At 46.3% G+C, this 15,551-nt stretch carries 16 protein-coding genes and 2 tRNA genes; 12 read left to right on the top strand and 6 right to left on the bottom strand.

Going from position 1 to position 15,551, the window contains the following annotated elements:
• Positions 1-118: 118 nt before the first annotated feature.
• Genes HYW15_03625 through HYW15_03615 form a run of 3 tightly spaced genes read left to right on the top strand, consistent with a single transcriptional unit; the run spans position 119 to position 3,798 of the window.
• Positions 119-343, top strand: coding sequence for a hypothetical protein (locus HYW15_03625; GenBank protein QQG42563.1), 225 nt, complete (start codon positions 119-121; stop codon positions 341-343).
• Positions 340-996, top strand: coding sequence for a hypothetical protein (locus HYW15_03620; GenBank protein ID QQG42562.1), 657 nt, complete (start codon positions 340-342; stop codon positions 994-996). Before HYW15_03625 ends, HYW15_03620 begins: the two co-directional genes overlap by 4 nt.
• A gap of 6 nt (positions 997-1,002) precedes the next feature.
• Positions 1,003-3,798 carry a hypothetical protein gene (locus HYW15_03615; GenBank protein QQG42561.1) on the top strand — a complete coding sequence of 932 codons (2,796 nt, stop codon included), beginning with the start codon at positions 1,003-1,005 and terminating at the stop codon, positions 3,796-3,798.
• A gap of 236 nt (positions 3,799-4,034) precedes the next feature.
• Here HYW15_03615 and HYW15_03610 read toward each other — a convergent pair whose 3' ends face one another.
• A complete protein-coding gene (locus tag HYW15_03610; protein ID QQG42560.1) occupies positions 4,035-4,577 on the bottom strand; it encodes an RNA polymerase sigma factor in 543 nt (180 codons plus the stop codon).
• Positions 4,578-4,672: 95 nt separating this feature from the next.
• Here HYW15_03610 and HYW15_03605 point away from each other — a divergent pair, with 95 nt between their 5' ends.
• The 3 genes from HYW15_03605 (at position 4,673) to HYW15_03595 (ending at position 7,323) form a co-directional block, all read left to right on the top strand.
• Positions 4,673-5,113 (top strand): hypothetical protein, encoded by a 441-nt coding sequence (locus tag HYW15_03605; GenBank protein ID QQG42559.1) that lies wholly within the window; start codon positions 4,673-4,675, stop codon positions 5,111-5,113.
• Positions 5,114-5,209: 96 nt separating this feature from the next.
• A complete protein-coding gene (locus HYW15_03600; GenBank protein ID QQG42558.1) occupies positions 5,210-5,737 on the top strand; it encodes a hypothetical protein in 528 nt (175 codons plus the stop codon).
• A 56-nt stretch (positions 5,738-5,793) separates the two neighbouring features.
• On the top strand, positions 5,794-7,323 hold the full coding sequence (locus HYW15_03595; protein ID QQG42557.1) for a glycosyltransferase family 2 protein: 1,530 nt from the start codon (positions 5,794-5,796) through the stop codon (positions 7,321-7,323).
• A gap of 2 nt (positions 7,324-7,325) precedes the next feature.
• Here HYW15_03595 and recG read toward each other — a convergent pair whose 3' ends face one another.
• From recG to HYW15_03580, 3 genes are all read right to left on the bottom strand, one after another.
• Entirely contained in the window at positions 7,326-9,443 is a 2,118-nt protein-coding gene (recG, locus tag HYW15_03590; protein QQG42556.1) for an ATP-dependent DNA helicase RecG, read from the bottom strand.
• Positions 9,444-9,845: 402 nt separating this feature from the next.
• A tRNA-Arg gene (locus HYW15_03585) sits at positions 9,846-9,917 on the bottom strand.
• An 8-nt stretch (positions 9,918-9,925) separates the two neighbouring features.
• Positions 9,926-10,411, bottom strand: a complete 486-nt coding sequence (locus HYW15_03580) for a hypothetical protein (GenBank protein QQG42555.1) — start codon at positions 10,409-10,411, stop codon at positions 9,926-9,928.
• 50 nt (positions 10,412-10,461) lie between these two features.
• Here HYW15_03580 and HYW15_03575 point away from each other — a divergent pair.
• A tRNA-Ser gene (locus HYW15_03575) sits at positions 10,462-10,549 on the top strand.
• A 117-nt stretch (positions 10,550-10,666) separates the two neighbouring features.
• Here the strand turns inward: HYW15_03575 and HYW15_03570 are convergent.
• Positions 10,667-11,656, bottom strand: a complete 990-nt coding sequence (locus HYW15_03570; protein ID QQG42554.1) for an ABC transporter substrate-binding protein — start codon at positions 11,654-11,656, stop codon at positions 10,667-10,669.
• 196 nt (positions 11,657-11,852) lie between these two features.
• On the opposite strand from HYW15_03570, the gene HYW15_03565 reads away from it, so the two are divergent.
• Positions 11,853-12,161: a hypothetical protein gene (locus tag HYW15_03565; protein QQG42553.1), complete on the top strand. Its 309-nt coding sequence runs from the start codon at positions 11,853-11,855 to the stop codon at positions 12,159-12,161.
• Between the two features lies 1 nt (position 12,162).
• A complete protein-coding gene (locus HYW15_03560; GenBank protein QQG42552.1) occupies positions 12,163-12,456 on the top strand; it encodes a hypothetical protein in 294 nt (97 codons plus the stop codon).
• Between the two features lie 89 nt (positions 12,457-12,545).
• Here the strand turns inward: HYW15_03560 and HYW15_03555 are convergent, their stop codons facing one another.
• Positions 12,546-13,307 (bottom strand): ComF family protein, encoded by a 762-nt coding sequence (locus HYW15_03555; protein ID QQG42551.1) that lies wholly within the window; start codon positions 13,305-13,307, stop codon positions 12,546-12,548.
• A 37-nt stretch (positions 13,308-13,344) separates the two neighbouring features.
• Between HYW15_03555 and pilM the strand changes: the two genes are divergently transcribed.
• The 3 genes from pilM to HYW15_03540 are packed head-to-tail and all read left to right on the top strand — an operon-like array spanning position 13,345 to position 15,551.
• The gene (gene pilM / locus HYW15_03550) at positions 13,345-14,463 is read left to right on the top strand and encodes a type IV pilus assembly protein PilM (protein QQG42550.1); all 1,119 of its coding nucleotides are present in this window, start codon (positions 13,345-13,347) and stop codon (positions 14,461-14,463) included.
• Between the two features lie 3 nt (positions 14,464-14,466).
• The gene (locus HYW15_03545) at positions 14,467-14,997 is read left to right on the top strand and encodes a hypothetical protein (GenBank protein QQG42549.1); all 531 of its coding nucleotides are present in this window, start codon (positions 14,467-14,469) and stop codon (positions 14,995-14,997) included.
• Positions 14,994-15,551 (top strand): hypothetical protein, encoded by a 558-nt coding sequence (locus tag HYW15_03540; GenBank protein ID QQG42548.1) that lies wholly within the window; start codon positions 14,994-14,996, stop codon positions 15,549-15,551. The genes HYW15_03545 and HYW15_03540 overlap by 4 nt, the downstream gene beginning before the upstream one ends.

The following is a 15,551-nucleotide window of genomic DNA, read 5'->3' as shown; positions in this document are numbered from 1 at the left end:
GCGGGAGGGGTTTTTGGTTAAGAATCTTATCCACAGTAGGGGGTATTGACTTTTTAATAAGGGTGGACTATCCTTATAACTATTGTGAGTATTTATACAATAAGCTATAATAATAGCTATGGACAATAATCGTGAGCAAAAACGGGAAAGGTTTAAGCGCTTAGGGACGCAAAGAACAAATTCAGTCCTTCAAAGACTTAAAGTTTTAGGTAATTGTTCTAACAGAAGTGCGTATGAATACACCGAAGAAGAGGTGAACAAAATATTTTCCGAAATTGAGCGCCGAGTCCGCGAGACCAAAGCAAAATTTCACTTTCCTAAAAATAAAGAATTTAAATTATGAAAAATCAAAACGGTATAAATATAAAAAGGGTGTTGCTTGGGGTAAAACATTTTCCTTTCGTGAACTACGATAGTTTTGATTTAGACCGTCTAGTGGTTTATACGCTTTACGCGCTTGAAGGAAAGAAGATACCCCTCTATTTTGATTTTATTGCTGTCGGTTTATTCAGATTGTTTCCTAGAAAGTTTTCAATGGCTAACTTTATTCAATATCCAGATACTAACCGAATCAGTAAAGCACTACGGCGCTTGACTGACCAAAAGAGAAAACATTGGGCAACAGGTAATATTGAAAACGGCTTTCATCTGACTGACTTGGGACGCGAAATGGCAAAACAAGTTTCCGGTTCACTGAAGAATCCTTTACCGAGAAAGGACCGCAAGCCCATTATAGTTAGCAAATCAAGAGGAAAGTCCCCCGGTGATGATATACGAGAAATACGAGTATCAGAAGCTTTTAAGAAGTGGTTCGCAAATGAGGAAGTCAATAATTATGAATTTTTTGCTTTCTTGAAAGCTGCACCATATACGCCAAAGCAGCTTTTGGCTGAACACTTGAAACGACTTAAAGTTTCTGCCACAACGACAAAAGATAAAGAGGTGTTGGAATTTTTGTCTTGGCTTGAGAAAAAGTTTAGCAACCTACTTTTTTAAACTGATATGACCGAAATCGCAGTACAATATGCTTCACGGTATATAAAACGGCAATTTTCGGATGCTGTCGGGAAAAGCTTGCTGAAAACCCTAACAGAACCAATTACCAATTCCGATGATAGCTACAGGAAAATAATTGAATCGAGCCAAGACGATGGCGGAGAGGTGTTCCCGATTACTATTTTTATTGATAAGACGAAAAGATTAGTCCGTATAACAGACCATGCCCAAGGAATGACTACCGCTGAACTAGAGGAGAAATTTAAAGAATATGGAGCAGCAAAGAGCGGGGCCTATGAAGGCTTTAGTTCGAGAGGAATTTTTGGCCAAGGTATTTCGGATGTCCTTTTCTACCACCGCGAGGGGAAAATAAAATCTGTCAAGGACGGCGAAGCCTCCATTTGCAACTTCTACTGGAAAAAAGAAAGACCATTTATTAGTGTTGAAAAACAAAAAGAGCTAGCAGAAAAACTAGCTAAGGAATGGGGTATAAACAGCAAACATGGAACGGTTGCCGAATTTGTACTTGATAATACCACCATACACGACTATGACAACTTAATAAAAAAGGTGGGTGTTTTCTTCATGCTTCGCCTTATCAACTCAAGTGATAGACGCTCGGTCCAGTTAATTTACAAGGACCAGAAAGGCACTAAAAAAAGTGTTATTAGATATCAATTTCCGAAGGGTGATTTGGTTGAGCATAAGGAATTTACTTTGCAATTCGAGAAATATAACCCCGTGAAAATTGATGTTGAACTGTACAAATCTTCTACGCCGCTTCAAATCGTCGGAGACGAAAGAGAAAACGGCTTGTTGGTTCATGATAATAAAGAAGCCGTATACGCCCAAACATTTTTCGGTTGGGATAGCTTACCGGGTGCAGACAAATTTTTCGGCTTCATGAAACTGACTGGAGCAAGAGAAATCATTCTCAATAAAATCAATGATCCGAAACATCCCGAAGCGATACTTTCCGATTCTCGGGATGGATTTAATACCCAACATGACTTCTACAAAAAACTTGCCTTAGAAGTGAAAGATTGGTTATACCCAATTCTCAATGAAGAAAGACGTAGAAGGTCCGACGAGGGTGTTTCCGAAATAACAAAAGAGAATCACCGTAAGGCCCTTGAAGAACTTAACAAGTTGTATGCTCAACTTACTGGGGAAGATACAAACGGCGTTATCCGTATAAAGAAAAAGGCGCGCCCTGTTGGAGGTATTGAGTTTGCTAGGAGTAACATAACTATCACTGCAGGAAGGCGCTATGGCCTACAACTATTCATTGATACCCGAATTATCAAGCCCAGTTCTAAAATATCTCTTAAATCTTCAAGAGGTAAAATAGGTTTTTCGCCGACTACAATTGAGGTCCACGACGCACCGGAGGATAGCAATGACATCCTCGTGAAGACCATCATTGTTACTGGTGCGAATGCGAGGACTGCCGATACATTAGAAGCAAAAAGTGGAAAACGTAGCGCTTCGGTGGTGGTTTCTATTGTGTCCGAGGAGATAGTGTATCCAGAAAACGGTATTGTTTTTAGTCCAGATTACATAAGAACTACAGCGAATAGAGAAAGCACATTGAATCTTTATGTTGATTTGAATGTTATAAAGATCGGCAAAAAAATCTCTCTTTCAAGTTCCAACAACTCAATAGCCCTAAAATACAGATGGGTCGTGGTGCCGCGCCGAATGCGTAGCACAAGTCAAGTGGCAAAAATTGAAGTGCCTTTTGTGGGCAAAAAGAATGATGAATCTGGTATTGTTAAGGCAAATTTTGAGGATTATTCGGCGCAATGCCGGATAGATATTAAGGATCGCATCAAACCTTCGCCAACCGGCCCGACTGGTAAATTTAAGGATTGGGACTTTGATGATGGGGTGCCAAAACATCTACAGACCACTTACGACCCAATGCTAGGAAGTCCCACTCAGGGCTTTATACTTATCAACTCGAATCACCCCATCAACAGATATTATTTTGGGGATAATCCACAAAAGCGCGATGTAGAGAAATCTCGTGAAGCGCAACTATATTTGGCGGAGCTTATTTTAAGCGAATCGCTAGGAGCAATGATCCCGGAAGCTTATCAAAAAGGTGCTATTCCACAAAATTACGGACCTGCTATCGATATCCCTGTATACATTGCTCAAAAGAAGTTTGAGGTTGGGCCAGGAATTTATGACCATTTTGTGGAAGAGCCGTTGGCATGGGAAACAAGACGAGAAAAACAACTTGAAGAAGCAAAACAGGGACAAACTCTTGGCGATAAAGACCTTGTTGAGGGAATGGAGGACCGAGAAAAACAAATGGTTGAAATGCGATTTGGTCTTAATGATCAAAGACCGCACACTTTGGAAGAGATTGCGCAAAGATTTGAGATTACTCGGGAGCGCGTTCGCCAAATAGTTAACAAAGCTCTTGCTAAAAAATATGGTGAGTACTATTACTCTGATGAAGATCCAAGAGATTATATTAAAGAAAGAGAGAAAGAAATAAATTTCACTGCTAAAAAAATTGTTGCGTCGGTTGCTCAATTCTACAATCTTAGCTTGGTAGAAATAAAGAAAAGGACACGAAAAGGCACAATTGCCCATGCAAGACAAATCGCCATGTATCTTATTCGAACGATGATAGGTTTATCTTTCCCTTCCATTGGAAGGATATTTGGGCTGGATCATACGACTGTGCTTTATGCTTTTGAGAAAATCAGTGATGGAATAACTAGAGATAAAACATTGAGAGAGCAAATTGATTCAATAATATCAATGATTAAAACACCGCTCGCATAGAGTAATTCTCTAAAACTCAAAAACCCTCCGATGGGTGTATGAAAATTGGAGGGTTTGTGCGTTTGTTTTTTGCCTTGAAGGATGCTTAAGCCGACAGGCCAGTTTTCCCCTTAGGCGAGCGGGATGCGAATCTCACATGATAAAGTGTCCGGTTGGGCGCTTTTTATTTACGGTTCGTATTAAATTGTTAATTTGCAGGTCTTCACTATATATAACCCCCGGGGGGCGAAAAGGTGTCATTTATTCCCGATTTTTCCGGCAATTTTCTTCCTAGCCCGCGAAATGACCAGCTTTACCGCGTTTTCGCTCTTGCCGGTCTTTTGGGCTATTTCTTTTATTGAAAGCTCCCACCCGTATCTTAAAAGCATTATCTTTTTCTCCGATTTGGGGAGGCGGGCCATGTTTTCCAAAAGAATCCTCGCTTCCCCGGCTTCCTCAAGCTTGGTAATTGGCGACTCGCCCGCAATTTCCCCGTCCAGACTCTCAAGCGATACGTCTTTCGGTTTTTTATAATATTTTACGAGCGTATTGTGGGCGACGGTTTTAAGATAGGAAAAATAGGAATAGGCGCGCAGGCGGAATTTTGGGAGTTTTTGGAACGCTTTTATAAAAGTTTCCTGCGCCAAGTCCTCGGCTACTTCTTTTATCCGTCCCGCGCGGTACCAGAAATAATCGTAAACGCGCTTGCCGTATTTTTTGTAAAGCGCTTCATAGGCCTCGGGGCTCTCCTGGGCCTTTTTTACCAAAATTTCGTCCTCATTTTCCCTTATTTTCTCCATAGCGCTTATACTTATAATACTCCTTTTTTGCCATTGATGTTTACTTGCAAATATGGGAATTGTATACTTTGTATAGGAGGAACCTTTATATGTATATGTGTAATGGGTGCGATCCGCCGGAATTTTACGATATTAAAACAAGGACAGCCAGAAAAGAACATGAATGCGGCGAGTGCCACGAGGCGATAGCGCCGGGCCAGAAGTATATATATTGGAAAGGCAGATTTTGGAACGGATTTTTAGATTTTAAATTATGCCTCCGCTGCGATGGAGATTGGCGTCTTCTAACCGATGCAATTGACGAAGAAGAGTTTGATATGTGCATACACTATGGCAAATTTCAAGATCAACTGGAGGAGGCGCTTAATGGAGGTGGGATAGAGGCCGATGATTTAGCAGAGGACGATCCATTGCGAGAACTTATAGAAAGGTGGCTGCCTCATTTTTATGATTTGGGGGAATCCCAACAGGATATACCTGAATCTTGGTGCCTTGAGGAAAACAGGCAGCTCCATTTCTCTTTTGCTTTTTCTTGAGCTGTGTAATGGGTTGGCGTTATCACCAACCCTTTTTATTTTTTATTACATGTGATAGTTTCATAATTAGATTTTGGAGATTGAAGGGGGCATAATATGGCTTTTGACAAAACGTATTTGGACGAGCTTTTTAAAAACAGAAAACGCGGAATATTTGCTTCAAGGCCATTTTTAGGTTTTGCCGATGACCAGCGCGTTGTGCTCAAAGATGTTTTTCCCGGAAGCCCCGTCGTCGTTTTGTCGCCGGTAGATGTGTTTGATTCTTGGCCGGCCATAGTTTTGGAAGGTCCGGAGTTCCAGATTAATTTTTTGCACGACAGTCTTCTAAAATTAGTGCGAAGAAAAGTTTCCGGCAGAAAAGGGTCATGGAGCGGCATCCAGCAAACAGGCGCGGAAAAAATAGAAATGTTTTACGATTACGGAAAATATCCCTGGGAGCGGATTCTTTTAATAGAAGATATGTTTCGGAGAGACGCCATGCTCCGCGCCGATCTAAAGTTGAGGGAATCTTCCAAGATTGAAGTAATCTACAAAAACGAACAGGTTTTGACTGCTTCAGTCGCTCTTCCCGAAGAGGTGGCGAACGGAAAAGTTGAGCTGCCGCGCATAGCTTTTTTGCAGTAGCCCCGGCGCAAGTCGGGCTTTTTATTTTGTTGTTTTTTGATATTCTTAATTTCATAATGGAAAATAAAAAATCTTATCTGAAAATAGCGTTCTCGCCGGAACTCGCGGGAAGGGACCGGCTGATTTACCGCGCGCTGGAAATCTTTCCGGGGGCTTTAGCGTGGGGGACGCTTTCGGGAATGTTTTTGGCTTCTTATTTTATTCCGGTCTATGCCGCCTTTTTTATAATTATTTTTGACCTTTACTGGCTTGTGAAAACCGTTTTTTTGTCGCTGCATCTGCGGGCAAACGCCGGGAGGATGAAAATGCACCTCGGGACTGACTGGGCGGAAAGATTGCGCCGCTTACGCGCGGAACATGTCTGGCACTTGGTTGTTTTCCCGATGGCCAACGAATCCCGCGAAGTGGTAAAAAGCTCCGTTGAGGCGATTTTGAAAAGTGCCTGGCCAAAGGAGAGGATGATAATCGCGCTCTCTTACGAGGAGCGGTACGGCGGGCACGGCAGGGAAGTGGCGGAGAAAATTTTGGCTGAATTCGGCAGCTCGCTGCCCAATATTTTCTCAACAATGCATTCCGCGGGCCTGGAGGGCGAGATACCGGGCAAAGGGGGGAATGAAACCTGGGCGGCCAGGGAAGCAAAAAGGATTTTTATAGACCCGCGAAAAATCCCTTACGAAAACATAATTGTATCTTCCTTTGACATAGACACGCAGATTTATCCGCAGTATTTTGAGTGTCTCGCCTGGCATTTTCTTGCCGCAAAAAATCCGGTACAGGCCTCCTATCAGCCAGTGCCGGTTTTCAACAATAACATCTGGGCCGCGCCGGCGCTCTCTCGGGTTGTCGCGACATCTGGCACTTTCTGGCAGATGATGCAGCAGGAACGGCCGGAGCGCATGGTCACCTTTTCATCGCACTCCATGAGCTTTAAAACGCTTGTCGATTTGGATTTTTGGCAGACAAATATCGTATCCGAGGATTCGCGGATTTTCTGGAATTCACTTCTTTTCTATGACGGCCGATACGAATCCATCCCGCTTTCTTACCCGGTTTCTATGGACGCGAATTTGGCGCCGACTTTTTGGCGCACCGTAAAAAACGTTTACCGCCAGCAAAGGCGCTGGGCGTGGGGTGTGGAGAATTTCCCTTACGTCGCCTTCGGATTTTTGAAGAATAAAAAAATCCCTTTCCGTACCAAGGCATATTATATTTTTAATATGGTTGAGGGATACTGGTCCTGGTCCACGAACGCGCTTTTGCTTTTTGCTTTAGGATGGCTCCCGGTGTTTTTGGGGGGAAGGGAATTTAACACTTTGGTTTTGGCGTACAATCTGCCGACAATCACCCGCACGATTATGACTTTCGCGATGGTGGGGCTGGTTACTTCAGCGATAATTTCAATGCAGCTTCTGCCTCCGCGCCCGCCGCATTATGGAAAATTGCGGACGATGAGCATGGTTTTACAATGGATTTTGGTGCCGTTTACCATCATCGCCTTCGGCGCGATTCCCGCATTAGACGCCCAGACCCGCCTCATGCTCGGCAAATATATGGGTTTTTGGATAACCCCGAAACACAGGAAATAATTTTATTCAAAATGCAGCGGTTCTGTCTGGAGCCGCCTTATTTTTTCCTGTAAAAGCGGATATTTTTCTAAAGCCCTTTCTTCAATAATCGCGCGGGCTTCTGTGCGGGCGGCTTCCACCATTTTTAAATTCCGCAAGGCCTCCATCCCAATGTCGGAGATGCCCCATTGGCGATGTCCCGCAAGCTCGCCGGCACCGCGGAATTCCAGATCGTATTCGGCGAGTTCAAACCCGGTTTTGGCGGTTGTGAGCGCTTTTAAGCGCCTGAAAATATTGGCCGAATAACTCCCGGCCAAAATAAAGCAGTAAGATTTTTTTTCGCCTCTCCCCACTCTTCCGCGAAATTGGTGAAGCTGGGCAAGGCCGAACCTCTCCGCGCCCTCAATGAGCATTATTGTCGCGTTGGGAACGTCTACTCCGACCTCAACCACGGAAGTGGAAACCAAGATTTTAATTTTTCCTTCACGGAACTTTCGCATGGTTCCCTCTTTTTCTTTGGGAGTGAGCTTACCGTGCATGATTCCGATTTCAAGCTCCGGAAAGATTTTTTCTTTCAGTTTTTTATATTCTTCTTTAACGGATTTCATCTCTGCTTTAATCCATCCTTCTTTGCTTGGGTCTTTTGGTTCAATTCTTGGGCAAATCACAAACGCCTGGCCGCCTTCGGCAAGTTTGCTTCTTATAAACTCATACGCCAAATTTCTTTCTTTTGGCGGGACAATTTTTGTCTCAATCGGCTTTCTGTCTGCGGGCATTTCATCAATTAAAGAAACATCCAAATCAGCGTAGATTGTAAGAGCCAGCGTTCTGGGGATCGGGGTCGCGGTCATAGTCAAAAAATGAGGGGCTAAAGAAGACTTTTTAAAAAGCCGCGAGCGCTGCATGACGCCGAACCGGTGCTGTTCGTCAACCATCGCGAGCCCCAGCTTTTTAAACACGACGCTTTTTTCAATGAGCGAATGCGTGCCGATTAAAATTTGGATCTCGCCCTCGCGAACCCATTTTAAAAGCTGGCTTTTGGAGACGTGCGTGGAGAGCTTCAGATTTATTTTTGAAGGGAATTTTTCGGAGATGGATGAAGTCAAAAGCCCGATTTTTGTTCCCATGCCCGTGAGCAATTTATAAAAGGTTTCAAAATGCTGCCTCGCCAAAATTTCCGTCGGCGCCATATAAGTCGCCTGCATGCCATTTTTAGCGATGATGTAGGCGGCGCAGCCGGCGACGGCTGTTTTGCCGCTTCCCACATCGCCTTCCAAAAGCCGGTTCATGGGATGGCCGGATTTTAAGTCCTTTAAAACTTCTTCAACCGCTTTTTTTTGCGCGCCGGTCAGCCCGAAAGGCAATAGTTTAATAAATTCGTCTTTTAGAGAGTCAATATCCGTGAGTTTTATGCCCGAGGCCTTTTTGATTTCCTCTTTTTGCGACATTCGGAGGAGCTGCATCAAAAAAACTTCTTCAAACGCGAAGCGTTTTTTCGCGGCCGAGGCGTGGTCTTCAGTTTTTGGGAAATGCGCCCAGCGGAGCGCGGTATTTAATTCCGGCAGATGGTATTTCCCGACAATTTCTCTGGGCAAAAATTCGGTGACATCAATTTTGGGCAGTATTCTTGAAATCGCCTTGGATATCCAAAGGGAGGAAAGTCCCGCCGTGGCGGGGTAAAGTGGCTGGAGTTTTGCGGCATCCTCGCGTGAAAAAGCCGGTATCACGCTACAGGGGACGATATCATAAAGCGGGTTGGCGATATATTTTTCCTGCCCGCGCATCGCTACTTTTCCGGAAAAAATGGCGCAAGCCCCCTCCGGGAGCATTTTAGCGATGTAGGGCTGGCGGAACCAGACAATCCTAATCCGCCCGGTCGGGTCTTCAACCGTGGCGTAGGCGATGTTCAGTTTTTTCTTCCAGGTTTTTTCGTAGTCAATTTTTTTAACGCGCCCCCAAATGCGCACTTTTTCGCCCTCAAAAACTTCGCCGATTTTTTTTAAATCCGCCGGATTTTCATAGCGGTAGGGGAAATGGTACAAAAGATCGCGAACCGTTTTTAACCCCAAGTTTTTCAGCGCCGCTTTCTGCCTCGGCGTCAGTTGCTTAAAAATTTGCTCAAGAGGAGTGGCCAAATCCATATTGCAAAGTTTAAATTATTTCACGCTTTATTACTAGTTACTAAGGTAACTAAACGATCGTCAAAATACCTTAGTAACCTTATGGGTTGACAAGTTTAATGGATTTGCTAGTTTATTTCTAGATTGTTTAAATCCAAGGGAGGAGAGCTTATGCAGATAAAGCACGAGATTTTGAAAGACGAAAAAGGTAGAGTTATCGGTATCGTCCTGGTGCCGGACGGAGAAAGCTGGAGAAAGCGAATCTCCGTGGCATCAGAAAAATTATTTCCCCGGGCGTGAGAAAAGTTGTGGATCCGTTCAGTTCGCCATACTCACTCGACTCCATCGGGTTTAAAATTACTCTTGCAAAATGAAAAACCAGCCCGATATCAAGGCCACATACGTGGCTTTTTTATGTTTTTACGTCCCCACGAGGAATCGAACCTCGATCTTGGGTTCCGCAAACCCACACTCTATCCGTTGAGCTATGGGGACAAACACGATTAAAACCTAGCCAAATGGGAGAGATTGTCAATCAGCGATTCTTCCTGCTCAACCTCGGGGAGGAATTTTATTACAATCTCGCGGACTTTTTGGGGCTCCATTTTGCCCAAAGGGATTTTGATGAACGGAACGAACATTTTTTTTGATTCCAAAGACAAATCCTTGTGCAGCGGCGGGTTGTAAAAAATCCAAAAGGACTTCAGCGTCTGCCATGGGTAGAGGGTTTTCTCCACCAAGACCCCACGCTCGGCGAGCGAGAACTTCAGCGTGCGCGGCGGGCGGACGGCGTAGAGCACGATTGTAAACCAGCCCACCAAAACCAAAACGCCGAAAAGGAAAGAGCTCTGGTAAATCGCGAGCCCCAGCAAAACCAGCGCCGCAAGCCCTGTCCACCAATACCAGTCGTTGCCTTTTTCGTGGTGGAAATATTCGTGCGCCTCCCAGCTTATGAATATCTTGCCGATTTGGTCTTCTTTCGGATCCATAGAGTTATTATAGCAAAATATATATTTTTGTGCTAAATTACAGAAGTTATGGAAGCGTGGCTGAGCGGTCTAAAGCAGCGCACTGCTAATGCGTTAGGGGCCAAAAGCCCCTCGGAGGTTCGAATCCTCCCGCTTCCGAAATTCAAAAATTATGGGTACTAAAAAAATAAATGGGAACCGGATTATGAAAAATTCAAAAAAGAAGAGGAATTTCCTGAATTACTGAAGGTTATTTTGAGGTAACAGCGGAGGATTTTACTTAATGAACTTATTCACTCCGATTGCGGCGGATTGGGGGATTGTGATGCCCAGCTTTTCGGCGGTTTGGGAGTTTACTATCAATTCAACTTTGCCCGGCGGCTCAATGGGCAATTCGGACGGCTTGGCGCCTTTGAAAATTCTGTCAGCCAGCCGCGCCACCTGAAAGCCGATTGATTCATAATCCGCCCCGTAGCTCATAAAGGCGCCGCGCTCCGCGTCTCCGATGTTGGTGCCGGAAACCGGCACTTTATTTTTCAGCCCCCATTCAACAATTTCTTTGACCCTGTCCGCGCTTACGGTGTCCGTCGCTCTTATATAAATATCGCCCGGCCGCGGCCTGAACGTCGCCAAAAAATTATCTAATTCTTTCGCGTCGTTGACTTTTTTGTCAAAAAGTTCCACCCCGAGCTCTTTTATTTGCGCGCGAAGATTTTCTATTCCGCTGGTGTTCGGATTATTCCAGGCCATAACCAGGCGCTTGGCTGACGGCACAAGGCCTAAAACCAGCTTTGCCCGCTTGGCGACCAATATCTCATTGGCCGGGGTGACCCCCGTTAGATTGTTGCCGGAGCTTTGGATGGCTTTAACGACGCCGCTGCCAACCGGATCGGAAACCACTCCGAACACGACGGGGAGCGACGGAGAAAATTTTTCCGTGGCTTCCCTGATTGAGCGCGTTTCGCGCACGCCGGTTACGACTATTAAATCCACCGGGGACTCAATTAATGCTTTGAGGCGCTCTTCGGTGGCCGCTTTGTCCTGCGCCGCCTCTGCCGCGACGTATTCCAAATTCACACCTTCTTTATACCCCAATTTTGCCATCTCGGATTTAAATCCTTTTACGGCCGGCTCAAGAGAGGGGGAGGGTTTTATAATTCCTATCCTGTAGTTTTTGGGCTGTTTTTGGCTTGGCCCCGCCAGCCATATTATTAAGCCCGCCGCCACGATTACGATTAAAGCCGGGACTAACAGTTTTTTCCACATATGCCTTCATTTTACCGCTATCCTCCGTGCGCAGCAACAAGCCCGATGATGGTTACGCAAAACCTGCATCTTGTTAAACCCGGAGCTATGTGCTAGCATGGCTTTGGGTTATATTTTTCTCAAACAGGAGGTTGATATGGACGTAACTTGGAAGAAATACGGCATGTCTCATACATCGGGTACGATTGGTCCAAGAATGGAACACTATGAACTATGCGACGGTGTCAAACATTATTATGTGGCGACACCAGAAAGAGGCGAGGTGTCCGGAAAGACAGAGGTCCGCTCCGTAGGTCCATGCAGGACTGGCCTAAACTGCAAGTATGGCAAGGACGTCAAGCCGGCAGAACTTCCGGAAGCCGTGGCGGATGAAATTATATTTAAGCTGTACACCGACGAAGATATCAACCGCTTGATTCGGGCGGCGGGCGGCGACCCGGAAGCCATCGACCGCGAGTCAAGAAAACAAGCACGAGAATTGTGGAAGCGCTGGAAAGGAGAATAGAATGAAAAAGTTTTATGTTTTCTATTGTGAGATATGTGGGGAAAGCTCCAAAGACAGCAAGTTGATAAAGAAACATGAGAAGTATTGCATTCCTCTAAAGATTGGCCAGAGAGTCAAATTTATTTTCGGGCTGATCTCATGCGAGGGGCGTATTACTGGCCTTAAGCCACCGCTGCATTTTGGAGCAAAAGCCACGGTTGACCTCGAGACCGACGTCGAAGTAACGGATGTGGATTATTTACACGACGGCAAACATGTTTGGGTCGAACGAGACCAGATTTCTGAAGTCCTCTAACTCTAAAGCAAGTTGTTTTTGGGGCGTCCGTTAAGAACGGCCGCCTCTTTTTTATCCGTGGGGGGTAGTAGTCCCGCTGTGCGGGATCACTACCCCCCGTGCGCAGCAACAAGCCCGATTATTTTTTGGGCGCCTGCGCGCTGAAGCGCGGCTGAAGCATGGATTAGAGTCGCGCCGGTGGTTGAAACGTCGTCAATTAAAATAATTGCTTTATGCCCTACGCCGTAAGCCGTAAGTTTTTCAGAATCTGCCGAAAACGCCCCATCCAGATTTTTTAATCTCGTTTCTCTGTTTTGGACATCCACCTGCGCGGGGGTTTCTTTTATTTTTAGAAGTGAGCCGGTTAGGAGTTGGATATTGGAAAGTTTTGAAAACCCGCGGGCCAAAAGCTCGGCTTGGTTGAATCCCCGCCGGCGCAATTTGTTTTTGTGGAGCGGGACAGGGACGATTATAAAATTTTCGTTTTTGAAATCCCCGCCTTGACTTGGCAAGGCAGTCGGAAACATCTCGGAGAATTTTTGAAAAAGCATCTTGGCAAGCGGCTCCGCCAGCGCTTTTCTGTTTTTATATTTTAAATTCCAGACCGCGTCTTTGAGCGCGCCGTCGTATCTCCCGGCCCAAAGAATCTTTAACTTCCCCAGGCGGTGCTCGCGGCAAATTTTTCCGTCGTTATTCCTGAACCCGCATACTAAGCACTGCCCGCCGGGCCTGAAGAGCGCGCTGCGGCAGGCGGCGCACAATGTCTCGCCGGGCTTGGAGCAGGAAACGCATTTTTGGGGGAAAAAGAGGTCTAAAACCCGCCCGCCGATGAGGCGGGATGTGTGGATAATCCTTTCACGGAAGCCGTTCATTGTGGTATTATTAAATCAGATGCTAGAATTATGAGCAATGGATTTCGCGTCGCTATTGGAAAAGTTTGGCCTAAAAAACCCATCCCAGCTTTTTAAGCGTGAAAGCCGGTTCTTGGGCGTAGATATCGGAACGTCTTCCATTAAGCTCGTTCAGCTTCGGAAGGAGCGTGAACGCGCGATTCTGGAGACCTATGGAGAGCTGTCGCTTGCTAAATACGGCGACGGCAACGTCAGCCGGTCGGTTCGGCTTATTGACACCAAGCTTACCGAGGCGCTCAAAGACATCGCGCGGGAGTCACAAGTGAGCGCCAAGGCGGCCATTGTTTCCATTCCTTTAAAAGACAGCTTTCTCACCTCAATGGATTTGCCGGAGATGAGCGAGGAAAATATGAAAGAAGCCGTGCCGTACGAAGCGCGGAAATATATTCCCATACCTGTAAGCGAAGTGATAATGGATTGGTGGATTTTGCCGCCGGAGAGCAGAGAGGCCTCCGAAACTTCAATCGGCTCCGGAAAAAGAAAATTCCACAAAGTGCTTTTGGCTGCCGTGCCCAAAGAAACGATTTTGAAATACAAAGGCATTTTTGACGGCGCAGGATTCGCCGCGGTCGCCTTTGAGATAGAAGTGTTTTCTTTCGCCCGCGCGGCTTTAAAGCGCGATTTCGGGGCGGTGCTTTTGATGGATATAGGCGCTTCTTCGGTGAAGATGACAATCGCCGACGGCGGAGTGGTAAGGGCTTCGCACAGCTTTGACCGCGGCTCGCAGGAGCTTACCTTGGCGCTTTCGCAGTCCTTGGGGGTGGATTGGGAGAGAGCGGAGATTTTAAAAAGGGAAAGCGGAGTAATCCGCCGGCCGGAGACGGAAGGCGTGGCCTCGGTGATTGAGCCCTTAGTTGAGCTTTGGGCTTCCGAGGGCGAAAGGTTTTTGCTGGATTGGAAAAGGCGCGGCGGCCGGGCGGTGTCCAAAGTGGTTTTGGGGGGCGGAGGAGCAATGCTTAAGGGGGTGGGGGATGTGTTTGTAAAAAAATTCGGGGTGGAAGTTTTAGTCGCGAACCCCTTTTCAAAAGTTGTTTATCCGGCATTTTTGGAGCCGGCGTTAAAAGAAGTTGGCGCGGCCTTCGCGAGCGCCGTGGGCCTCGCCTTAAGGGAGTTTTAAAAAATGGCGGAAGAATCTTTAATACCAAAAAAATTGCCGCAAAGCCAGATTTATGCCCCGGGCGGTTTGGGAGTTTTTTTGCGGATTGCTTTCATACTTTTTATGGCCTCGGCTTTTCTGACCGGCGGGCTTTATCTTTACAGAAACTATCTGGTAAACAATATTGCGCGCCAGAAATCGGTTTTGCAAAAACTGGAGGTCGCTTTTGAACCATCTTTGATAGCGGAGCTGGAAAGGGTTTCCAACTCTATCTCCGCAGCGCGGGTGATTTTGCGTGGCCACCAAAAAACCTCGGCGACCTTTGACATGATAGAAGCCAATACGATTCCCTCGGCAAGTTTCGCCACTTTCGGCTACTCGGCCGAAAAAAACACTGTTACTTTGACCGGGGAAGCGGCGAGCTACGCCGACGTTTCCGCCCAGTCCAGCGCTTTTGAGGCGCTGCCGAACGTTGCCAGCGCCACTTTTGGGAATCTTTCGCTTAGAGAAACCGGAGCGGTCGGCTTTACTTTAAATATTGCTTTAAAAAAATGAAAGCCGCTCTTACAATAATTTTTCTGGCGGCCGCCGTGGGTTTGATTTTTTGGGCGGCGCGCCCGATCTGGAGCGACGTTTCGGGGCTGCGCGCCGAAATCGGCGCGATTGAAGACACCCTCGCGCGCCTTCACGAATTGGAAGGGTTGAGGGACGAGCTTTTAGATGCCTACAATTCCATTCCGCGGAGCAAAGTAGAACGGCTTTACGACTTGCTTCCGCCTAAGCCCGACAGCGGAAATATTTTGGTGGCGCTGGAAAGAATAGCCAGAGACAGGGGAGTGCGCTTAAGGAGAATTGATTTCATAAAAGATTCCCAGGCAACCGCCCCGCAGACAGCGGGGCCGGCGAGGATAGCGGTCAAGGAAGAAGCCGCCGCCAACGTTATTTCTTACAGCTTCACCCTTTCCGCGTCCTACGAATCCTTCAGGTCCTTTTTGGCGGCGCTGGAGAAAAATCTGCGCGTGGCGGACATAACCGACATATCTTTCGCCGGCGGCAGTTCAAACCTTTTTGAATTCACCTTAAAAGCCAAATCGTATTACCAAAGATGA

This window comes from Candidatus Giovannonibacteria bacterium (genome assembly GCA_016432405.1).
Taxonomy (GTDB): Bacteria; Patescibacteriota; Minisyncoccia; order UBA11713; family 2-01-FULL-45-33; genus MFHE01.
The sequence above is the reverse complement of the archived record's forward strand: the minus strand, read 5'-3'. Positions and strand labels throughout refer to the sequence as shown.